The sequence below is a fragment of the Acinetobacter sp. ANC 5054 genome, from assembly GCF_002135295.1.
Taxonomy (GTDB): domain Bacteria; phylum Pseudomonadota; class Gammaproteobacteria; order Pseudomonadales; family Moraxellaceae; genus Acinetobacter.
The window spans coordinates 1-21506 of the sequence record NZ_NEGG01000006.1; the positions used below are offsets into that span (position 1 = coordinate 1).

Sequence of the window (21506 nt, forward strand, 5' to 3'; positions counted from 1 at the left end):
CCGCCGATGGATGTGCATTCTACAGCATTTCAGTACCGTTGCAACACCTATTTTTAAATATTTTCTTCATGTGCTGTTTTTTTAGACACCTGCATGCTTTTTTGTATTATTATCACCCGATATACCGATTATTTTTTTATAATTAAACCTATATCACCTCGTATATCTTATTATTTACAATTCAATATGGCCTATTTAAAAAAAATTGCCTGGATAATTGGTGGATTGGCTTTAACACCTGTTATATATGCAAATCCAGCCTCAAATATATTCAGTACAACATTTTCCATCTTAAGTTATGCAAAGTGGGAAACTGACACGCCTAAATTTTGTATTGTAAATAACGCAAACTCAGTAAAAGACTTTAAAAAATATGCTCCCGCTCATAGCAACTATATAATTTCATCAATTCAAGTCGCTAACATTAAATCCAACCACTGCCAAATTTTGTTTTTCTCCAACCTTTCTGCGAAAGAAGAGCAAAACATTTTAAATAGCCATGTATCATTTCCAGCATTATCGATTAGTAGCAATAATAGTGAATGTGAAAATGGAAGCGCATTTTGCCTGTATCGAAAAAAACAAAATTTTGCGTTTAAAATAAATATGGAAAGCCTAACCCAATCTCAAGTCCATATTGATCCTCGTGTTTTATTACTGGCGAAGGCATCGGAGTCAGCTGAATGAAACAACTTTATAACCCAATTACATTACACCAATTATTTACGCGCTCTCAGCTCACTATTTTTGTTCTTACTTTCACAATTTGTTCTGCCATTTTTCTGGTCATCTCAACTTACACCATGCATACCTATGCAAAAAATAGTTTAAGTATCCTTTCAAATGCAATTAATGAGCGGATTCAACCTGCCGTGGTATTTAACGATCAAAGCACAATGAATCAAATTTTGAATGAATATGCACAGCAATACCCGATTCGTTCACTTGAAATTATCAATAATAAAGCTGTCCAATTGGCACATGCTGAGCAAGCCAATGTTAAAACCTTTTCAAGTCAGATGATTTTAGATTTTTTCTTTTTTAGTCAGCCACTTCGTTTAGACATTCAACACGACCATAAGCACTATGGAGAGCTGATTGTCTACGGTAATTCTTCAGATCTTGTCAGCTTTTTCCATAAAATATTATTAGGCTTATCACTGGGTTTTATTTTATTACTTGCCACTGTGTTTTGGTCAGTCAACTCTGTTTACCAATATTTAATGCAGTCACTTCGTTCTATTGTTGAATCCGCACAAACAATTAGCATCAAAAAAAATTATAACTTACGTGTTTCCAGTTCAGATATTCAAGAGTTACAAGCATTAAGTACTGCTTTTAACGGTTTATTGAGTGAAATTGAACAATCCAATCACAACTTAATTATTGAAAATGACAAGCTTCAACATTTGTCACGCCACGATGCTTTAACACAATTGCCAAATCGTCATTATTTTTACGAACAACTTTTTAAGCTTTTTGAAACCCAACAATATGCAGCCGTATTTTTTGTTGACATAGATCACTTCAAAAACGTGAATGATCAATATGGACATCTTGCAGGAGATGCCATCTTGCGAGCATCTTCGCATTGTGTAAAACAGGCTTTACCTGATAATTCATTTGTTGCTCGTTTGGGCGGTGATGAGTTTGCCATTATTATTCATCAAATTAATTCACAAAGTGAACTTGAAGAATTTTGTCATAAAATCCAAGACTGTTACAGCTCAACATTTATCTTTGAGCAACACCATATTTCACTAAAAGCCAATATTGGCGTCGCCTTGGCACAAAATGCAAAATCACCAGAAGATCTTATTGCTGATGCAGATCGTGCCATGTATGACGCAAAAAATACCCCTGCTCACTGGTGCATCGCGCCACAACGCCATAATGCATAGGATAAGTCATGTTAAAAAACCTATTTAAAGTTATTTTCATTCTTGCATTCACAGCATCCGTCACCGCCTGTATGAGTTTAGGTAATTTAAGTTATAAACAAGCTCGCATGTTAAAAAAAGAAGGTTTTGTATTAACTGATGATGGTTGGTCACTTGCCTTACCAGAAAGACTACTATTTGGTTTTGATGATTATAAAATTCAACCACAGCAAAAAACCAAACTAGATCAACTCGCAACTCAATTGCATAAATACAATTTAGAGAAAATTAAATTTATTGGTCATACCGACAATGTCGGACAAGCGACCTACAATCAGGTTCTTTCTGAAAAGCGTGCACAAAGCGTTGCGAGTATATTTTTAGAACAAGGCTATAAATCTTCAAATATTCAAATTATTGGCCGCGGTGCTGACCAACCTCTTGTTTCAAACGATACAGAAGCCCACAGAGCTACAAATCGTCGTGTAAACGTTACGATTATTCCTTAATTATTTTCCATCTAATTAAGCCTCTTTATGAGGCTTTTTTATTACTTTTATTCTAATTCAAACAAATTTCAGGCATAAAAAAACCGCTTTCGCGGTATCTCTTATTGACCATTATCTTCTAGAAAATGGTCGGAGCAGTAGGATTCGAACCTACGACCCCCTGGTCCCAAACCAGGTGCACTACCAGGCTGTGCTATGCTCCGTTTTCAACTTAAAAAAGTTGGGGTGAATGATGGGATTCGAACCCACGACAACCGGAATCACAATCCGGGGCTCTACCAACTGAGCTACATCCACCATTACATACTTATCTATGAACAACCAATATAAACCATTTTAAATTACAGACATAAAAAAACCGCTTGATGCGGTATCTTTTATCGACCGTTTTCTTTAAGAAAATGGTCGGAGCAGTAGGATTCGAACCTACGACCCCCTGGTCCCAAACCAGGTGCACTACCAGGCTGTGCTATGCTCCGAATTGGGGTGAATGATGGGATTCGAACCCACGACAACCGGAATCACAATCCGGGGCTCTACCAACTGAGCTACATCCACCGTCACAACAAGTTTTCAAGTTCTAGTATCAGAACACCATAAATGGCGCGCCTGACAGGATTCGAACCTGTGACCATCCGCTTAGAAGGCGGATGCTCTATCCAACTGAGCTACAGGCGCATTACCGATGACATAGACTATCACGCGATTTTTGCCTTGAGAAATTGGTCGGAGCAGTAGGATTCGAACCTACGACCCCCTGGTCCCAAACCAGGTGCACTACCAGGCTGTGCTATGCTCCGTTTCATCTCAGCTTTCGCTGTATCGCATATCATGCGGTACGGTGTGCATTCTAGGCGTGACGTCGAATAACGTCAACACCTATCTTAAAAAAAATATAAAAAATCATTTCAAGCGACTATTTATCAAGCACTTTAATCATTTTTCATACAAATTTCAGCGTTTTAAACTGGCACTGAAATTCAACATCCGATCTAATGGCAATTTAGCTCGTTCAGCAAGTGCTGGATCAACAAATATTTCCTGATCACCCTTTTGTAAAACTTGCAAAATTCCATCGAGTTCATTCATCGCCATCCATGGGCAATGTGCACATGAACGACACGTTGCACCCTCACCTGCCGTAGGAGCTTCGATTAATATTTTATTTGGTACAGCTTGCTGCATCTTGTAAAAAATACCACGGTCTGTTGCCACAATTAAGTGTTGATGCGGCAATGTTTGTGCGGCTTTAATCAATTGTGAAGTACTGCCTACTGCATCTGCAATATCCACGACTGATTCTGGAGACTCTGGATGTACCAATACCGCTGCATCTGGATACAAGGCTTTCATATTGGCAATGCCACGTGCACGGAACTCTTCATGCACGATGCAAGCACCATCCCATAGCAACATGTCTGCGCCAGTTTTCTTTTGAATATAACGACCGAGATGCTGATCAGGTGCCCAAATAATTTTTTCACCCAAACCATCTAAATGTTCAATGATTTCAACCGCACAACTTGAGGTAACAACCCAATCCGCACGCGCTTTTACTGCCGCAGATGTATTGGCATAAACCACAACAGTATGCTCAGGATGTGCATCACAAAATTGCGTGAACTCATCAACAGGACAGCCTAAATCTAATGAGCATGTCGCTTCTAATGTTGGCATCAACACTGTTTTTTCAGGTGACAAAATTTTAGAAGTTTCGCCCATGAATTTCACGCCAGCAACTACAAGTGTGGTCGCCTCATGATCACGTCCAAATCGCGCCATTTCGAGTGAGTCAGATACACAGCCACCTGTGAGTTCAGCCAGCTCTTGCACTTCAGGATCGCAATAGTAATGTGCAACAAGGACAGCATTACGTTTTTTGAGTTCTGCCTTAATTAATTCAAATTTCTCTAACTTTTCAGCTTCGCTAAGATGATGTTCTTGCGTATCACCCAAACGATCCAAATGCGCTTGTACAATGGATTTAGCTTCATTTGCAATTAAGTTGCTTGCATCATTCATAACAACGTCTTCTCTATCCTTAATCCCTGCAAATTTACAGGTGCTTTACAACTGACTGGCAAATATGGCTTTGGCTATTTTTTACCAGTTATTAAAAAGTCTTACTTATAAAAAAGCCTCACAAAGGAGGCTTTCAAAAATATCAAATTACTTATGAACGGTAGTCTGCATTGATCTTCACATAGTCATATGAGAGATCACAGGTATAGACCGTATCCTTCGCACTGCCACGTCCCAGATCGACACGGATGGTTATCTCTGACTTTGACATTTCTGCAGCGCCCGCTTCTTCTGTATAGTCTGCTGCGGCACCACCATCTTTACAGATCTGCACATCGCCCAACCAAACTTGAATATTTTCGACGTTCAGTTCTGGTACACCTGCGTAGCCAATGGCAGCCAAAATACGACCCCAGTTTGGATCAGATGCAAAGATTGCCGTTTTCACCAATGGCGAATGCGCAATGCTGTATGCAACATCACAGCATTCCTGTGTATTAGCGCCGCCTTCTACCGCAACAGTGATAAATTTAGTCGCACCTTCACCATCACGAACAATGAGCTGTGCCAATCGTTTCATAATACGCGTCAGCACTTCAAGCACAGCTGCATATCGAGTATCTGACTCAGTCGTAATCTTAGTACCACCTGCTTGACCAGTGGCGATGAAAATACATGAATCATTGGTCGAGGTATCGCCATCAACCGTAATACGGTTAAACGATAGGTTCACTGTCGTTTTTAATAACTGCTGAACCAACACACGACTAATAGGCGCATCAGTAGCAACATAACTCAACATAGTCGCCATATTTGGTCGAATCATGCCTGCGCCTTTCGAAATACCAGTCATGGTATAAACTACGCCGTCAAGCTCAAACTGTTCCGATGCACCTTTTGGTGTAGTATCGGTCGTCATAATGCCCGTTGCAGCATCCAACCACGCATCTTCTGTTAGAGAATCCAAAGCAGGTTGTAAGCCACTCATTAAACGGTCAATCGGTAATTGCTCACCAATCACACCTGTTGAAAACGGCAATACTTCCGTATTTTTAATACCTGCGAGTTCTGCAAGCTTGGCACATGTCGCTTCTGCATTTGCCATACCAATTTTGCCTGTGCCTGCATTGGCATTACCCGTATTAATCACTAAATAACGTGGATTGCCAACCTGCAAATGTGCCTTAGACACATGAACTGGTGCTGCACAAAATGCATTTTGCGTGAATACACCCGCAACATTCGAACCTTCAGAAAATTCAAAAATAACAAGGTCACGTCGGTTCTGATAGCGCACATACGCTTCTGCCGAACCAATTTTTACACCTTTCACCACATGCATCTGTGGCATAGATACGTCACCAACTGCCATTTTTAAACGTCCAATATTTGGGTAATAGAAAAATACAGCTTAGAGGAAAATGTACAAAAAATCGAGATCTAGCGTCTTTTTCAACTATTTTTCTTCGACTAAAAGAACGTGCAGAAAAAAACCAGTCAAAAGACTGGTTTTTTAGGCGATCCTCAACAGCAACTTAGTTACGTGCAGCCGTTTGAGTCGCTTCATTGAGTAAAGCTTGTTTTGCTTGTTGTTGGCTTGAAGCCGAAAGCGCTGGGTTTTCAGCAACAATACGATCCGCATTCGCTGCATTTGCCGCAGCAATTTTTGCTGTTTGTATCACGATCGGACGGTTTGGATTAGCAAAGGTATAGCGAATGCCTGTACGCGGGCTTGCTACAGTCACTTGACCATCAGTACCAACCTGTAGTTGAGTTGTTGTTGGGCCAATTGCTTGTTGAACCTTCTCCACAGAAGTTGTCTGAGGAGCGTTTGCAAATGCAAAAGTAGGCAAAGCCAAAGCAGCAATCATGAACGGTTTTAGTACTTTTTTCATTGTCTGTTCCGTTTTACGGTTATTGATAGAAACTAAATAACATTTAATCTGCTGAACTGCAAACACTATTGGGTCACAGCAACAGAGCAACATAAAAAGTCAGAGCCTTACGACTCTGACTTTTCAAGTACTTAGATTTTTCCGTGACATTGTTTATATTTCAACCCAGAGCCACATGGACAAGGTGAATTACGACTTTCTGGCGGAATAATCACTTGCTCAGCTGGCGTATATTGCGCATCAAACACTTCTTCACCATTGGCTTCCGCCAACAAGTTATCAAAGTCATTGTGTGACAATTGAAGATTCATCGATTCAGCTTGCGCCTGTTTTTGAGCTTCCATTTCAGCTAGCTCTTCAGGCGTTGGCACGTGAATGCGTGATAAATCTGTTACAACATCAGATTTAATAACCGCAAGCATGTTTACAAATAAGTTAAATGCTTCTTTTTTGTATTCTTGCTCTGGGTTTTTCTGCGCATAACCACGTAAATGAATACCTTGACGTAGGTAGTCCATGGCCGCCAAATGCTCTTTCCAATGACGGTCTAACGAATTCAGCATGAAATGACGTTCAAGCATCGCTGCAGATTCATCGCCCATTTGTGTGCGGCGAGAAAGGTAACGTGCAATCACTTCATCACTAATACGCTCAACCAAAGCTTCTTCATCTAAACGACGGTCTTGTTCTAACCATTGTGAGATTGGTAAATCAATAGACAAATCTTCACGAAGCGCATTTTCCAAGCCTGGAATATCCCATTGATCGTGGATCGACTCAGGTGGAATATAAACTTCAATCATGCCTTTGGTCACATCGTGAATCATAGCTTCGATATAATCTTGCAATGATGCTTCTTCAAGAATTTCATCACGTTGAGAGTAAATAATCTTACGTTGTTCGTTATTCACGTCATCGTATTTCAATAGATTTTTACGAATATCGAAGTTACGTGCTTCAACTTTACGTTGTGCATTTTCAATCGAACGTGATACCATTTTATGTTCAATGGCTTCGTCTTCTTTGAGACCCATCGCACGCATCATCGCAACTACGCGGTCGCCTGCGAAAATACGCATCAAGTCATCTTCAAGCGACAAGTAGAAACGTGATACACCTGGGTCACCTTGACGACCCGCACGACCACGAAGCTGATTATCAATACGACGTGATTCGTGACGCTCTGAACCAATAATGTGTAAACCACCAGAAGCCAAAACCATTTCGTGGCTTTGTTCCCACTCTGCTTTTAAACGTGCTTCATCATCGCTAGTTGGTTCTTCAATTTTGGCAAGCAATGCTTTCCAGTTACCGCCCAACAGAATATCGGTACCACGACCTGCCATGTTCGTCGCAATGGTTACAGCACGTGGTGAACCTGCTTGTGCAATAATATCGGCTTCACGTTCGTGTTGTTTTGCGTTCAAGACTTCGTGTGTGATGCCCGCTTCTTTCAACTTATCTGATAGGATTTCAGAAGCTTCAATGGTTGCTGTACCAATCAAAATTGGTGCTACACCCGCCTCATGTACACGCTGAATTTCTTGAATAATTGCATTGTATTTACCGTCACGATTTAAATAGATTAAATCGTTTTGGTCATTACGAATCATTGGGCGGTGTGTTGGAATCAACACGACGTCTAAACCGTAAATTTCTTTCATTTCCGCAGCTTCAGTATCAGCAGTACCGGTCATACCTGAAAGTTTTTTGTAAAGACGGAAATAGTTCTGGAATGTTGTGGTCGCCAAAGTTTGGTTTTCGGGTTGAATTTCCAAACCTTCTTTCGCTTCAACGGCTTGATGCAAACCTTCAGACCAACGACGACCCGGCATAGTACGACCGGTGTTTTCATCAACAATGATCACTTCACCTTCATGGATGATGTAATGCACGTTGCGTTGATACAGGTAATGCGCACGAATAGCCGCAGAAACGTGATGAACCAAGTTTAAATTTGCAGATGAATACAGACTTTCGCCTTCAGCAAGCAAGCCCATTTGAATCAATTCAGCTTCGACGGTTTCATAACCGACTTCAGTCATTTCAACTGAACGCTGTTTTTCATCAATCCAGAAGTGACCGCCATCTGGCACTTTCTCTTCTTTTTGCGCATGTAATTTTGGTGGAATGCTATTAATAGCAGCATACAACTGAGATGAGTCTTCACTTTGACCAGAAATGATCAATGGTGTACGTGCTTCATCAATCAGGATCGAATCGACCTCATCGATGATGGCATAAACGAGACTACGCTGTTTTTTCTCAGCAGCAGAGAACACCATGTTGTCACGCAAGTAATCGAAACCAAATTCGTTGTTGGTACCGTAAGTAATGTCTGCGCGATAAGCCTGTGCTTTTTCCGTTGGATCTTGCATTGAGTAAATAATACCAATGCTTAAACCTAAAAATTCGAATAATGGACGGTTCAACTCAGCATCACGTTGTGCCAAGTAGTCGTTCACGGTAATCACGTGAACACCTTCTCCGCTAATTGCATTGAGGTAACAAGCAAGCGTTCCCATGAGGGTTTTACCTTCACCGGTACGCATTTCAGCAATTTTACCTTCGTGCAAAGTAATACCACCAATGAGCTGTACATCATAATGACGCATACCCATCACACGCTTCGCAGCTTCACGACAAACAGCAAACGATTCTGGTAATAATTTATCGAGGCTTTCGCCTTTTTTATAACGTTCTTTGAATTCTTCAGTTTTTGCAGATAAGTCTGCATCGCTTAGAACAGATATCGTCGGCTCGAGCGCATTAATCTTCTCTACGATTTTACGCATGCGTTTGAGTTCGCGCTCATTTTTGGTACCGAAGATTCCTCCGATCAGACTTGCCAACATGAATAGACTCTCTAAATCTTGCTTGTCAAATGAATATATTTTCTTAGTCGTTATTATGGTGCTAGAAATTCGAAGTACAAGGGTTTTGCACAAAATCCCTTTAAATTTTCTGCGCTCGGGCTCTAGCCCCGAAGACTTAAGGCAAGCTAATGTAGCAAATTTTAAACATACAACATAGTGACTCAGACGAGTGAGGGTTGATAAATTTCGATCATCTATGCAACCTGTTATGAAATAAATTCATAAAGAAATAAAAAAACACTATTTTTCATCATAATAAAAATCCTTCATATTGGATCTCAAGCTCAATAGATTCAATAAATATAGGAACAAAACCATGACTATTCGTTTAGGCGATATCGCACCAGATTTCACACAAGACTCAAGCGAAGGTACAATTAATTTTTATGACTTTCTAGGTGATAGTTGGGGTATTTTATTTTCCCATCCTGCCGATTACACACCCGTCTGCACCACTGAACTCGGTTTTACCGCAAAACTCAAAGATGAATTTAGCCAACGTGGTGTTAAAGCCATTGCTCTTTCGGTTGATGATGTTGAGTCACATAAAGGCTGGATCAATGACATCAATAATACGCAAAATACCACGGTGAATTTTCCGATCATTGCCGACCATGATCGCAAGGTATCAACGCTTTATGATTTTATTCACCCGAATGCCAGCGAAACACTGACGGTTCGTTCACTGGTGATCATTGATCCGAACAAAAAAGTACGTTTGATTATTACCTATCCTGCTTCGACAGGTCGTAATTTCCATGAGATTTTACGCGTGATTGATTCACTGCAACTGACAGATAATCATAAAGTGGCAACCCCTGCCAACTGGCAACAAGGTGAAGATGTGGTGATTGTGCCGTCATTAAAAGATGAAGACGAAATTAAGCAACGCTTTCCTCAAGGGTATAACGCAGTTACGCCTTACCTTCGTTTAACGCCTCAACCTGAGTGAAGATAAAACGGTGCATTGCGCTGTCCGAGCGCAAGACGAGAAGCTATGCTTCGAGTGGAAAAATTAAAGCACTGCTTTAAGTATTCGCAAGACAAACGAAGTGCGTAGTTATCAACAAGGAGCACTGCTCCGTCCGAGCGCAAGATGAGAAGCCATGCTTCGAGTTAAAAATTAAAAGCACGACTTTAAGTAAGACAAACGCAGCGCGTAGTAGATAAATTAAGCCAAACTTTTTTATGCAATATAGGCAGAGTTAGCGGATTAAGCAATGCTCAGCCCATCTCAATTCTTTTGATGTTCTTATACGGAACGAATGACGAGCCGTTCCACTACTAATCAAATCGCCTATCTTCGGATGGGCATTTGAGTTTTTAATATTTAGATTCTATTACGGTTACAAACTGAGTAAAAAAACGCTTGGGGAATACATGACCTTCAGCTATAAAAGTAAAAAATCTGAAAATAATAAACCGTGATCCATCAAATTCATCATTTACATTGTGGTAGCTTTTGCCCACTCTGTGCGCCACTTTTCGCTCAATCAGGTCTCAGAGCAAATTTAGTCTGCCATTGTCTACTCGTCGAAACTGACCGCGGATTGGTACTGGTTGATACAGGTTTAGGGCTACAAGATTATTTGCATCCTCAAGCACGTTTAGGTCGAATTATTCCCCGCTTTGCCAATATCCAATACGATATAAAACTCAGCGCTTATAGCCAAATTCAGCAGTTAGGTTTTAATCCCAAAGATGTGCAACATATTTTGCTATCACATTTGGATTTTGATCATGCTGGCGGTATTTCGGATTTCCCGCAGGCGACAGTGCATGTACTTGCCAGTGAATTCAATGCCAGTCAAAACCTCAAGTCACTCAATGCACGAATGCGTTATCGACCACAACAATTTCAACAACACCGCTATTGGAACTTTATTGAGCCAAATGCAACGGATACTTGGTTTAATTTAACGCGAGCGCATGGCTTAGATCTGTTTCAAGATGAAATTTTGATGATCCCACTCTTAGGTCATACTCAGGGGCACAGTGGGATTGCGATAAAGAATGCAGACTGTTGGTTATTGTATTGTGGCGATGCCTATTATTCACATCGACAGTTAGATCCGCACTTTGCTTCAGCCAGCTTAAACCAAGTGGAACATTTATTGGCGACAGATAACACTCTACGCTTAAAAAATTTAGCGAATATTCAACATCTTGCTCAAGCTGAACCTCAAATTGAAATCATTTGTGCACATGATCCAGTTGAATTGGCTCGTTATCAGGACATTCAAGCATGAAATCGCCGATCCTCACTTTAGTTTGCTGTATCAGCCTCAGTGCTTGTATCACCAGCCCCACTCTTCCACCACAAGAACGCCCTAAAAATTGGGCTGCGTTAATTCAACGTGAGAGCAATTTTTATCAGATCAGCCCTACACTTTACCGTAGCGAACAACCTTCTAAAGAATTAACACCACACCTAAAAGCTCAAAACATTGATGTAATCATTAATTTACGTGCTCGACATGAAGACCCTCAAGTCGTTCAAGATCCTGAAATTGAATATGTGCATATTCCAATGAATACATGGGAAATTAATCGAGATGATTTGCTGCAAGTCATGCGTACAATTCAACGTGCCGAACAGCAAGATCAAAAAGTATTGATTCATTGCTATCACGGTTCAGATCGTACTGGGGTGAATGTGGCAATGTATCGCATCATTTTTCAAGGATGGACAATCGATGCTGCCAAACAGGAAATGAAACACGGTGGCTATGGTTATCACCCGATTTGGAAAAATATTGACCGCCTATTGGACCCTGAAAATGTAAAATGGGTTCAGCAGCAACTACTGAACCCATCTCATTAAATGGCAAGCACCCAAAATAAACTTAGCGTTTATCCAAAGGCACCCAGTCAATCACCCAAGCCGATTTCATATTCAAACTTGCATCTGAATTAATCTTTTTACGTGTGTTATCTGCTGTATCACGGTCTTTGGATGGACCAACCATGATGCGGATACCTTTAGAAGTAGGACTCTTGGTGACTTTATAGCCTTTGGCACGAAGTTTTGCAGCAACCGCATCAGCATTGGCTTCATTTGCAGCAAGCGCCACTTGAACCATCCATTGCTTATCGCCATTTTCCAATAAATCACGTGCTTTATCCGCTTCCGCTTTTTTCTTGGCTTCGACTTTGCGTTTTTCTTCAGCCTTTAGCTTCTCTTCAGCTTTACGCTTCTCTTCTAGTTTATGTTTTTCATCAGCAGCTTTCTTTTCAGCAGCTTTTTTATTGGCATCAGCTTGAGCTTTGCGTTCAGCTTCTTTTTGAGCCTCGGCTTTACGTTTGTCTTCAACGGCTTTCTTCTCAGCAGCTAAACGCGCTTGGTCTTGCTTGGCGTGATCAGACTTTTGTTGTGCCGTTTGTTGATCTAACTTTTTTTGAGCCGCCAGCTTATCCTCAGCCGCACGTTTTTGTTTGGCTTTTTCGTCTTCAATGAGTTCTGGAGGAATGTTGTCTGAACTTTGCTGTGCCGTACGGTGTGCATTTAACGCCGCATATTCTTCAGCCGCTTTACGTGCTGCATCGGCTTCGGCTTGTTGTTGCATCGCTAAAAACTCTGCCGCACGTGCTTCTTGCTCTGCAACTGACTTCTCACGGGTACGACGTTGCTCTTCAAGCAGACGTTTTTCAGTTTCGACATCAACTGTCAATGAAGACATTTTCCCCGCACCTTGGCCTTGCTGTTCAACTTGAGCCGTTTCAGGTGTTGGATTTTGGTTTTGATGTATTTCTTCTTTACCTTTGAGGAGTAGCGCAGCCAAAAGCACACCACCACCTAATAAAACAACGCCACCCATCCAGCGTTGTTTGTTATTCATTGACATTCTTCCAGATACTCCCATACCGCTTCTAAGGTATGAAACGAACCACATACCAGAATCAGCTGATTATTTTTTGTTTCTTCCAGCGCTGACTTAAAAGCTAATTTTATATTGTCGTAATGTTCTACGACTTGATTCTGTAACGCGTCATCCAATTGTGTGACACCTGCCGCACGCGGCACTGTTAACTGTGCAATTTTCCACAATCTCACGGTATCTTTCAATAAGTTAACGACAGAATTTATATCTTTATCCGCCAGCATTGAAAAAACGCTAATCACTTCTGTGTACTGTTTATTGTACTGGAGGAAATTTCGCAATTGCTTTAACAAAAATTCAACACCATGCGGATTGTGCCCCGCATCAAAAATGACAGTTTTTCCAGCAATTTCACGTACTTCAAAACGGCCTTGTAATTTAGCATTGACGATGCCCTTTGCAATCGCCTGCTGAGTCACGTTTAACCCACTCAGTAAGATTGCCGCAACTGCAGTCGAGATATTTTCTAGCGCCAAAGAACCAACAGGAAGTTTTAAGGTCGTCCCCGAAGATGCAAGCATCCACGACTGACCATCTTCACTATATTGATAGAAATAATCACGATTTAAAATATGCAGATTGGCCTGACAATCTTCAGCTTTTTGACGAATGGCTTCAGGTAGTATTTGCTCACCGCCAAAAACCACAGGAATATTTGGCCGAATGATGCCTGCTTTTTCAAAGGCAATTTTTTCGATGGTATCACCGAGCCAATCGGTATGATCGAGCCCAATATTGGTGATCACCGCTACATCAGGATCAATGACATTGACCACGTCGAGTCGACCACCTAGGCCAACTTCGAGTACCCAAACATCACATTGTTTGATTTTAAAAATGACAAAAGCGGCCAAAGTGGTCGCTTCAAAAAATGACAAACTTAGATCACATTCACGACGTGCTTGATCGACAGCCACAAAAGCATCAATCAAGCTTTGGTCGTCCACTTCTACACCTTGAAGCTTTACACGCTCATTGAAACGATAGATGTGTGGGGATTGGTACAAACCAACTTTGTAACCTTGCGCATTTAAAATTGCAGCTAAGGTTGTGGTAGTTGAGCCCTTTCCATTGGTACCCGCGACTGTCAAAACTTTGGCATTCGGCTGGGTCACACCCAATCGTTCTGCAACAGGTATCACCCGTTCCAGACCTAAATCAATACCCGTAACATGAACATGGCTCCAATAATCGAGCCATGTGTTTAAAGAATCAGATGCAAGTGGTGCTGTGTTCAAGGCAAATTCATCAACTTCGCTACAATACGATAAACTGTATCACGTAATGCATGACGGTGGACAATTTGATCGATTACACCATGATCAAGCAAGTATTCAGCACGTTGGAATGGTTCATCCAATTTTTCACGTACTGTTTGCTCAATTACACGTTTACCAGCAAAACCAATCATCGCCTTTGGTTCAGCCAAATGTACATCACCCAACATTGCTAGTGATGCAGTCACACCACCATAAACTGGATGAGTCAGTACCACTAAATACGGTAAACCTGCATCTTTCATCTTTTGAATTGCAGCTGAAGTACGTGCCATTTGCATGAGTGACAACATGCCTTCTTGCATACGCGCACCACCAGATGCAGCAAAGCAAATCATCGGTTGTTTGTTTTTGATCGCAAGCTCAGCGGCTTGAACAAAACGGTCACCTACAACTGTACCCATTGAGCCGCCCATGAAATCAAATTCAAATGCAGCTGCAATCATCGGTATACCTTTGAGCGAACCTTGCATGACAACAAGCGCTTCAGTTTCACCCGTTTTCTTCTGAGCTTCGCTCATACGGTCAGGATATGCTTTGCTATCGACAAATTTTAAAGGATCTTTAGCTTTAAACTCTTGACCCAATTCTTTTTGTACTTGATCGAAGAACCAGTTCAAACGGTCACGTGCTTTCATACGCAAATGTTCATCACATTGTGGACAAACATAAGCATTGAACGACATCGCAGTACGTGTCACAAGTGCATGACACTCAGGGCATTCAATCGTTGGCTCAGTAAATGTCGCCTTTAGGGCTAATTGTTCATCGGGCGTATGAATACCCGGTACAACGCGCTCCGTCCATGGCGTAGATGCGCTTAGGATTTTGCCTGTTTTTACGTCTTGACTCATACTAACTCATCGAGCGCAGCTCGAAGCTCCTTCACTTTATTCACTGTTTCGATTACAGCTTGTTCTGGTGCTAAGTTTGCAAATTGTTTGACGAAGGCACTACCTACAATCACCGCATCAGCAGCTACACCCATTGCTTTCGCAGATGCAGCATCACTAATACCAAAACCCACACCTACTGGGACATCGGTATACGATTTGATTTTCTGAATACGTGCAGCAGCTTCAGCAACATCAAGTGTCGCAGCGCCCGTTACACCTTTCAGAGAAACATAGTAAATAAAACCAGTTGCCTGTTTCACCACATGCTGAATACGCTCATCGGTTGATGTTGGCGCAAGCAGGAAGATTTGATCCATGTCGTATTTTTTCAATACTTCGTCAAGGTCTTTGGCTTCTTCGGGTGGTAAGTCCACAAGTAATACGCCATCCACACCACACTCATTTGCATAGGCTACAAATTTTTCATAACCAATGACTTCTACAGGGTTTAAATACCCCATGAGTACAACAGGTGTTTCAGTATCGTTTTTACGGAACTCTTTCACCATATTCAAAGCATCAAGAGTATTTGTCCCTGCTGCAAGTGCGCGTTCTGCTGCAAGTGCAATCACTGGACCATCTGCCATTGGGTCTGAAAACGGAAGACCTAGCTCAATGACATCAACACCAGCCTCAACCATTTGATGTAACAAAGGTACTGTTACTTGTGGATGAGGGTCACCAGCCATAACATAAGAAACCAAGGCCTTACGCTGTTGAGATTTAAGCGTTCCAAATCGAGTGGCTAAACGTGACATAGGGTTATACTTTCCTTGAATGAATCAAAACTATGATATGGGTAATTTCAAAATACAAGCCATCGCATTGTAACGCTATTTTTTACCCATTGAACAGGGCATACAATCCTTAGCTAGCATTTCTCATGCAAACATAATTTTCCAGAACAACCCGAAAGCATCATTTACCGATATTTCGGTTTTTTTAACAATGATCAAAGATGCCTAATTTTGTCTTCCGATAAAATCATAAGGTTTTAGATTAACTTAATTTTATCATCAAAAAAATGTTATAAATAACAGGCTTAGCTTTTACATTTAAAATTTTCGTAAATTGCATAACCTGCATTATACTAGCCGCATACTTTTATTTTTTTATCTCCTATGTCCTCCGATTCACAAGTGAAAGTGCCTGCTCGGGCATTTGCGCTGCTCCCCCTTATTGTTTTTCTGGCCATTTTTTTGGGCAGTGGCTTGTACCATACCGCAATTGGAACTGAGTTCGCCTTCTATCAAGTTAAAGCGCCGGTCGCTGCATTACCTGCAATTGTATTGGCAATATTGCTCTATCGCGGCAAGATAAATGATGCCATTGATACCTTTATGAAGGGCGCGAGCCACCCAAATTTGATCTTGATGTTCATGATCTTTATGTTGGCAGGTGCCTTTGCCAGCGTCAGCAGCACCATTGGTAGTGTCGATGCCACAGTACAACTCGGTTTATCCATCATTCCGCCCGAATTTGTGCTACCCATGCTCTTTATCATTGCTGCATTCATTGCGACCGCGATGGGAACCTCAATGGGAACCATTGCTGCGTGTGCACCAATTGCCTTTGGATTTACCCAAGTGACCGAGCTTGATGCGATCTACACCATTGGTGCGGTAGTCGGTGGCGCCATGTTTGGTGATAATTTGTCGATGATTTCAGACACCACGATTGCCGCAACCAGCAGCCAAAAAGTGCAGCTTCGTGACAAATTTAAAGTCAATGTTTGGATTGCGGTACCTGCGTCTATCATCAGCATTCTGATCTACTTATTCATCGCGAGCGGTTCGCAAGCAATTGAACATAAAGCCTATGATCTTTGGTTGATTTTGCCTTATTTGGCAGTGTTTATTTTGGCTTTCTCCCGATTGCATGTCCTTGCGGTTTTAACCATTGGCGTGCTGTTGTCAGGAGTGATTGGTTTGGTTGAACAACCAGACTTTAATCTTCTTGGACTCAACAATGCAATTTATGACGGCTTTACTAGCATGTTTGAAGTTGCCCTGCTGTCCATGTTCTTAGGTGGCATCTCAGCCATTATGCAAAAAGAAGGTGGTTTGGAATGGTTAATTCAACGCATCTACAGTTTTACCCGTTTATTTAAAATTGGTGCACAACGCGCTGGCGAATTGGGGATTAGCTGCTTGGTGATTTTCGCTAACCTTTTTGTGGCCAATAACACCGTAGCAATTATTTTATCTGGTGATATGGCTCGCGAAGTCGCAAAAGAATATGGTGTCGACCCTAAACGTGCTGCGGCCTTTTTAGATATTTTTTCTTGTGTGGTTCAGGGTTTAATTCCTTATGGCGCGCAGTTATTGTTGGCATGTTCGATTGCCAAACTTTCTCCGATCGAGCTGATTGGCAGCATTTATTATTGTTGGGTACTGGCGATCTTTGCCATTTTGGCGATCTTATTCAGATTTCCAAAATTCAAAACTACAGCATAATTTCTACAAATTCTAAAGCGGTCTATTGACCGCTTTTTATTTGGAAAATTTAGGGCTTTAACGCCTTCTTACGCTCCAACAAAGTTTGCCCACTATAGGCTTTATATGCACGCGCTAAAGCGGATTGATCTGAATAGCCGAGTGCCATTGCAATATCAGTCAAGTTCATCTGCTGCAATAAAAAATGTTCACAACGCTTCATCCGCTCAGTTTCAAGCAAGGTTTTAAATGAGGTCTCCTGCTGTTGCAATTGCCTTTGTAAAGTACGTACAGAAAGATGTAACTCATCTGCTAAGTATTGAATTTTCGGTGCCTGTTGGTGGGTCTTGAGATAGTCAGCAATATATTGCTGCATTTGCTGTAAGGGTTGAAAATGCTGTGGTCGAGCTGCAATTGCCTCCTCAGCTTGGCGTAAAAGCAATTGCATTAATGAGGGATCTGCCAACTCAGATTTTAAATCTAAACTATCTGCATGAATCACAAAGGAATAATGTGGCTCTGAAAATGTAACTGGACAGCCAAAAAACTTTTCATAATGGAAGCGTGCCATTTGCACACTATGTGCAAAGTGAATACTGAGTAATTTCAGTGATGCTGGAAAAATTTGTTTAGCCAAATGGGCCATACACGCCGTGGTTAATTCATTCAGAAACAAATATCCATCATCATGCAGTGGCCAAGAGAGAATGATCTGCTTATCTTGATGTGAGATATCCATCGGTACGATTTGCTCGCCATCAATCACCAAGCGACTAAAACGTACGACATTATGTAGAGCTTCGGCCACGCTATCGCTCCGTGTTGCCATATATCCCAACACCCCGAAATGTTCAGCACGAATATACTTCGCCATTTCAAAGACCAGTTGTGGGCAGTCCAAAGCGTTTTGCGTCAACTGCATAATGGTTTTAAAAAATGAATAGGCAGACTGTGAGTCTATGGGCAAGCTTAAAACATGCTGGAGTTGAGCTTGATATGGCTCCAAAAAGTCCAATTGCATAAAGTCCAACTCACGCTCGCGTAAGACCATATTCCACAACTGAAAATATCCATTTGGGATATGTATGTCTGGCATGTTTCACCTCTCGGCTCATTGTTATTTTATGACATTAACCATTTTCATCATGGCGTAAAATGTATGAAAAATGGCAACTAGTGTCAAAACAAACCGTATATTCTCCGACATACTGCATTTAATACGACTAGCAAAGAAAAAATATCATGAATGCAATCGTCCAATATCAAGTCGAACCTGTCGTTCGCACTAAACTCAATTTTAGGCTAAATGAAGCTCCACGTTATTGGTTTGGGGGCGACCCATTTCGCACTCGTATGTTTGATGCATTGAGCCTGACCTTCCCTGATGGTGAACGTTATTTTATTCAATGTGTACGTCTGTTTCGTGATCAAATTCAAGACCCAGACCTACAACAGCGAGTTGCAGGCTTTATTAAGCAAGAAGCCCAGCATGGCATGGCACATGACAAAATGAATCAGGTCATGCGCGATCAAGGGATGCCCGTCGATGCTTTTATTCAGCGATTAAATAAAATTTTTAAATTTGAACTAACCAAACGCTCTCCGCAATACAACATTGCCATGACTGCTGCTGCCGAACACTTAACAGCATTAATGGCAGAAACATTTTTTAGTCAAAAGCGAACCCTACAAGACGCCCATCCCCATGTCCGTGCTTTATTTGCATGGCATGCTATTGAAGAAATGGAACATCGTGATGTGGCCTTTGATGTAATGAAACAGGTGGGGAAAGTACCTGAAGCAACTCGAAAATTTGCCTTAGCATTTACGACAGTTCTGATGTTTGGTTTTACCACTTACCGTGCCGATGTCATGTTGAAATATGATGGTTTTAATCGAGTTGAACGCCTTCAAATGCTTGTCAAAGGTTTACCGTGGTTTTTTGGTCGTAAAGGGATGTTGTCTCGTATGCGTCAACAATATTCAGATTGGTTTGATCCAAACTTCCATCCGAGTCAGCATCCTGTGATTGCCCAATATGATGTTTGGGTCAAAACGCTTGAAGAAACGGGTGATCCGATTGCCGCAGGTGAAGCGTTCTGGCAAGCCGCAAAATAAATCAACATCAGCATAAAAAAAGCCGTATTGAATACGGCTTTTTTAGTACAAGGTCGATGACTTACCATTTGGCATAGTGTTGTTCTAGCAAACCATATTCATTTAAGAAGATGATTTCATCACCATCACGTTGAATCGTTCCGCTAATTTTCGCCTGCCACTGGCTAAATTGACTGCCGACTAAGCGAAGATTGAGATTTTCATAACGACGCCAACCTGTACTGACCGTCAAATTTAAGGTGTTATCTAAAGAGCTAATCGTCCACTGGTTATCACCTGCTTGTTGAAACAACACATCCGCAAGCGGATACATATGACCATTGATCCATAAACAATTTTCATTACCGAAGCTTTCATTCACACCCGAAGCGAGGTTAATCCCGATACGACGATTTTCACTGTCCCAAAAATTACACGACAACCAAAACCATGCCGTTTCTGGACGTAAGAAACCACATGTATCATCCAATGAAACAAAAGTTCGATCATGAAATTGAATAGTTTTTCCCTGTTTATTAATGAAAAAACCTTCACAGCCCAAAGTTGTCAATTTCTGCGTATAGGTCCAACCATTGATACCATTTGGACTACACATACTGAGCGGATCAGTACCTGCACAGAACACTCGAGCACTGAGTTTTAATTCGCCATGTTTCGACATTTGGATATAACGCACACCATTGGCATGTTGAATATCCAATTGCACACCCGACTTCATAAAATGGCTTTGATTAAATAAAGGCTGTTCATCCAAAACAGTATTTCTTGACAGAAAATTAATGGAGTTCCATTCCAACACATCATTGGTTAAATGATCGTACACATAGACGAAACCATGCCCCGCCCATGCAATATCTGCAATTGCCAGACCAATAGTATAGTGTTCATGTTGAATACAACAAAATTTAAATTTTTTATATTTTAAACGCTTACGCCAGCCATTCAGCGACTTTCCATAAGGTGTTTTATATTCATATTGACTTAAATCTATGCGATTGGGAAGTTCACTAAAACGCCCATAATGCGGCTGTCCATTCGGCCGTATTAAATCCATATACGCCATTCCCTTTAGGTTTAATTTTAAATCCTGATGTTTATTATGCCTATTATTTTGAACCTGAAAAGTGAATCCATCCGATTTCAGGCAAAAATCACAAAAAAATATAATGTTTAACTTTTCAGCTCTTAATTATCTTAGCTGTTCATTTATTAATAAATAATCATTTTCCCAACGATTTTGTACAACGGTTTCTGTTGCAACAAGTTGAACATAGCGCCCGTGCACATGATCAATTGCAATACAATCATCCACATCGAGTACACGATCAGTATGTTGCTTTTGCCATTGGCTTGCAAAATAAGCTTTGCCACGTTGTTTTGCCACCATGGCATTTTGCCCAGTGACCAAAATATAACGATGTAGCTCACCAAAATCACGTGGATCATAGCCGCCTAAATTAATCAGCCACAGTTTTTCATCGCTGGCATTGGGTGCTGCATCGGTAAATTGAATTTGATAATGTTGACCTTCGGTGCCGACTGTTTGAATTTGTGCCCATGCATCGATATGCAGGCCTTTTTGCTCACCAAACCACGCATTTCTGAGCTGTGGATAGACCTCAGTTAATGTATCGCCTACTGTAAGAATGACATCATGCACTTCAACATTTGCTCGCGCATGACGGCCGCCCAACATCACTACAAATAAACTCGACAC

At 41.3% G+C, this 21506-nt stretch carries 19 protein-coding genes and 6 tRNA genes; 8 read left to right on the forward strand and 17 right to left on the reverse strand.

Annotation, left to right across the window (positions count from 1 at the left end; genetic code table 11):
• The first annotated feature begins 186 nt into the window (after nt 1–186).
• The 3 genes from B9T33_RS07485 to B9T33_RS07495 are packed head-to-tail and all read left to right on the forward strand — an operon-like array spanning nt 187 to nt 2389.
• A complete protein-coding gene (locus B9T33_RS07485; protein ID WP_086178320.1) occupies nt 187–687 on the forward strand; it encodes a YfiR family protein in 501 nt (166 codons plus the stop codon).
• Nucleotides 684–1901 (forward strand): sensor domain-containing diguanylate cyclase, encoded by a 1218-nt coding sequence (locus B9T33_RS07490; RefSeq protein WP_086178321.1) that lies wholly within the window; start codon nt 684–686, stop codon nt 1899–1901. Before B9T33_RS07485 ends, B9T33_RS07490 begins: the two co-directional genes overlap by 4 nt.
• 8 nt (nt 1902–1909) lie before the next feature.
• Nucleotides 1910–2389, forward strand: coding sequence for an OmpA family protein (locus B9T33_RS07495; RefSeq protein ID WP_086178322.1), 480 nt, complete (start codon nt 1910–1912; stop codon nt 2387–2389).
• A gap of 126 nt (nt 2390–2515) precedes the next feature.
• Here B9T33_RS07495 and B9T33_RS07500 read toward each other — a convergent pair.
• From B9T33_RS07500 to secA, 10 genes are all read right to left on the reverse strand, one after another.
• Nucleotides 2516–2592: transfer RNA gene (locus B9T33_RS07500), tRNA-Pro, on the reverse strand.
• An 18-nt stretch (nt 2593–2610) separates the two neighbouring features.
• Nucleotides 2611–2686 (reverse strand) — tRNA-His (locus B9T33_RS07505).
• A gap of 105 nt (nt 2687–2791) precedes the next feature.
• A tRNA-Pro gene (locus B9T33_RS07510) sits at nt 2792–2868 on the reverse strand.
• A 3-nt stretch (nt 2869–2871) separates the two neighbouring features.
• A tRNA-His gene (locus tag B9T33_RS07515) sits at nt 2872–2947 on the reverse strand.
• A gap of 43 nt (nt 2948–2990) precedes the next feature.
• A tRNA-Arg gene (locus tag B9T33_RS07520) sits at nt 2991–3067 on the reverse strand.
• Between the two features lie 45 nt (nt 3068–3112).
• Nucleotides 3113–3189 (reverse strand) — tRNA-Pro (locus B9T33_RS07525).
• Between the two features lie 154 nt (nt 3190–3343).
• The gene (gene nadA, locus B9T33_RS07530) at nt 3344–4411 is read right to left on the reverse strand and encodes a quinolinate synthase NadA (protein WP_086178323.1); all 1068 of its coding nucleotides are present in this window, start codon (nt 4409–4411) and stop codon (nt 3344–3346) included.
• Nucleotides 4412–4562: 151 nt separating this feature from the next.
• Nucleotides 4563–5783 carry a bifunctional glutamate N-acetyltransferase/amino-acid acetyltransferase ArgJ gene (gene argJ / locus B9T33_RS07535; RefSeq protein ID WP_086178324.1) on the reverse strand — a complete coding sequence of 407 codons (1221 nt, stop codon included), beginning with the start codon at nt 5781–5783 and terminating at the stop codon, nt 4563–4565.
• Between the two features lie 163 nt (nt 5784–5946).
• Nucleotides 5947–6306, reverse strand: a complete 360-nt coding sequence (locus B9T33_RS07540) for a hypothetical protein (protein ID WP_086178325.1) — start codon at nt 6304–6306, stop codon at nt 5947–5949.
• A 131-nt stretch (nt 6307–6437) separates the two neighbouring features.
• Nucleotides 6438–9161: a preprotein translocase subunit SecA gene (secA, locus tag B9T33_RS07545; RefSeq protein ID WP_086178326.1), complete on the reverse strand. Its 2724-nt coding sequence runs from the start codon at nt 9159–9161 to the stop codon at nt 6438–6440.
• Nucleotides 9162–9498: 337 nt separating this feature from the next.
• Between secA and B9T33_RS07550 the strand changes: the two genes are divergently transcribed.
• The 3 genes from B9T33_RS07550 (at nt 9499) to B9T33_RS07560 (ending at nt 12006) form a co-directional block, all read left to right on the forward strand.
• Nucleotides 9499–10134, forward strand: coding sequence for a peroxiredoxin (locus B9T33_RS07550; RefSeq protein ID WP_086178327.1), 636 nt, complete (start codon nt 9499–9501; stop codon nt 10132–10134).
• A gap of 472 nt (nt 10135–10606) precedes the next feature.
• Nucleotides 10607–11431, forward strand: coding sequence for an MBL fold metallo-hydrolase (locus tag B9T33_RS07555; protein ID WP_086178328.1), 825 nt, complete (start codon nt 10607–10609; stop codon nt 11429–11431).
• Nucleotides 11428–12006: a dual specificity protein phosphatase family protein gene (locus B9T33_RS07560; RefSeq protein WP_086178329.1), complete on the forward strand. Its 579-nt coding sequence runs from the start codon at nt 11428–11430 to the stop codon at nt 12004–12006. Before B9T33_RS07555 ends, B9T33_RS07560 begins: the two co-directional genes overlap by 4 nt.
• Before the next feature lie 22 nt (nt 12007–12028).
• Here B9T33_RS07560 and B9T33_RS07565 read toward each other — a convergent pair whose 3' ends face one another.
• The 4 genes from B9T33_RS07565 to trpA are packed head-to-tail and all read right to left on the reverse strand — an operon-like array spanning nt 12029 to nt 15994.
• Nucleotides 12029–13021, reverse strand: a complete 993-nt coding sequence (locus tag B9T33_RS07565; RefSeq protein WP_086178330.1) for an SPOR domain-containing protein — start codon at nt 13019–13021, stop codon at nt 12029–12031.
• Entirely contained in the window at nt 13018–14301 is a 1284-nt protein-coding gene (folC, locus tag B9T33_RS07570) for a bifunctional tetrahydrofolate synthase/dihydrofolate synthase (protein ID WP_086178331.1), read from the reverse strand. Before folC ends, B9T33_RS07565 begins: the two co-directional genes overlap by 4 nt.
• A complete protein-coding gene (gene accD, locus B9T33_RS07575) occupies nt 14298–15194 on the reverse strand; it encodes an acetyl-CoA carboxylase, carboxyltransferase subunit beta (protein WP_086178332.1) in 897 nt (298 codons plus the stop codon). Before accD ends, folC begins: the two co-directional genes overlap by 4 nt.
• Entirely contained in the window at nt 15191–15994 is an 804-nt protein-coding gene (gene trpA / locus B9T33_RS07580) for a tryptophan synthase subunit alpha (protein WP_086178333.1), read from the reverse strand. Before trpA ends, accD begins: the two co-directional genes overlap by 4 nt.
• A 363-nt stretch (nt 15995–16357) precedes the next feature.
• Between trpA and B9T33_RS07585 the strand changes: the two genes are divergently transcribed.
• Entirely contained in the window at nt 16358–17692 is a 1335-nt protein-coding gene (locus B9T33_RS07585) for a Na+/H+ antiporter NhaC family protein (RefSeq protein ID WP_086178334.1), read from the forward strand.
• A 49-nt stretch (nt 17693–17741) separates the two neighbouring features.
• Here B9T33_RS07585 and B9T33_RS07590 read toward each other — a convergent pair whose 3' ends face one another.
• Complete coding sequence (locus B9T33_RS07590) at nt 17742–18767, reverse strand: AraC family transcriptional regulator ligand-binding domain-containing protein (protein WP_086178335.1); 1026 nt, start codon at nt 18765–18767, stop codon at nt 17742–17744.
• 146 nt (nt 18768–18913) lie between these two features.
• On the opposite strand from B9T33_RS07590, the gene B9T33_RS07595 reads away from it, so the two are divergent.
• A complete protein-coding gene (locus B9T33_RS07595; RefSeq protein WP_086178336.1) occupies nt 18914–19789 on the forward strand; it encodes a metal-dependent hydrolase in 876 nt (291 codons plus the stop codon).
• A 61-nt stretch (nt 19790–19850) separates the two neighbouring features.
• Here B9T33_RS07595 and B9T33_RS07600 read toward each other — a convergent pair whose 3' ends face one another.
• The gene (locus B9T33_RS07600; protein WP_086178337.1) at nt 19851–20843 is read right to left on the reverse strand and encodes a DUF2804 domain-containing protein; all 993 of its coding nucleotides are present in this window, start codon (nt 20841–20843) and stop codon (nt 19851–19853) included.
• Between the two features lie 135 nt (nt 20844–20978).
• Nucleotides 20979–21506 (reverse strand): DUF1543 domain-containing protein, encoded by a 528-nt coding sequence (locus B9T33_RS07605; protein WP_086178338.1) that lies wholly within the window; start codon nt 21504–21506, stop codon nt 20979–20981.

Coding starts and splice junctions, on each gene's coding strand:
- B9T33_RS07485 (WP_086178320.1), top strand. CDS start 187: ATGGCCTATTTAAAAAAAATTGCCTGGATAATTGGTGGATTGGCTTTA.
- B9T33_RS07595 (WP_086178336.1), top strand. CDS start 18,914: ATGAATGCAATCGTCCAATATCAAGTCGAACCTGTCGTTCGCACTAAA.
- argJ (WP_086178324.1), bottom strand. CDS start 5,783: ATGGCAGTTGGTGACGTATCTATGCCACAGATGCATGTGGTGAAAGGT.
- B9T33_RS07560 (WP_086178329.1), top strand. CDS start 11,428: ATGAAATCGCCGATCCTCACTTTAGTTTGCTGTATCAGCCTCAGTGCT.
- B9T33_RS07585 (WP_086178334.1), top strand. CDS start 16,358: ATGTCCTCCGATTCACAAGTGAAAGTGCCTGCTCGGGCATTTGCGCTG.
- B9T33_RS07540 (WP_086178325.1), bottom strand. CDS start 6,306: ATGAAAAAAGTACTAAAACCGTTCATGATTGCTGCTTTGGCTTTGCCT.
- trpA (WP_086178333.1), bottom strand. CDS start 15,994: ATGTCACGTTTAGCCACTCGATTTGGAACGCTTAAATCTCAACAGCGT.
- nadA (WP_086178323.1), bottom strand. CDS start 4,411: ATGAATGATGCAAGCAACTTAATTGCAAATGAAGCTAAATCCATTGTA.
- secA (WP_086178326.1), bottom strand. CDS start 9,161: ATGTTGGCAAGTCTGATCGGAGGAATCTTCGGTACCAAAAATGAGCGC.
- accD (WP_086178332.1), bottom strand. CDS start 15,194: ATGAGTCAAGACGTAAAAACAGGCAAAATCCTAAGCGCATCTACGCCA.
- B9T33_RS07550 (WP_086178327.1), top strand. CDS start 9,499: ATGACTATTCGTTTAGGCGATATCGCACCAGATTTCACACAAGACTCA.
- B9T33_RS07565 (WP_086178330.1), bottom strand. CDS start 13,021: ATGAATAACAAACAACGCTGGATGGGTGGCGTTGTTTTATTAGGTGGT.
- B9T33_RS07590 (WP_086178335.1), bottom strand. CDS start 18,767: ATGCCAGACATACATATCCCAAATGGATATTTTCAGTTGTGGAATATG.
- B9T33_RS07490 (WP_086178321.1), top strand. CDS start 684: ATGAAACAACTTTATAACCCAATTACATTACACCAATTATTTACGCGC.
- B9T33_RS07600 (WP_086178337.1), bottom strand. CDS start 20,843: ATGGATTTAATACGGCCGAATGGACAGCCGCATTATGGGCGTTTTAGT.
- B9T33_RS07495 (WP_086178322.1), top strand. CDS start 1,910: ATGTTAAAAAACCTATTTAAAGTTATTTTCATTCTTGCATTCACAGCA.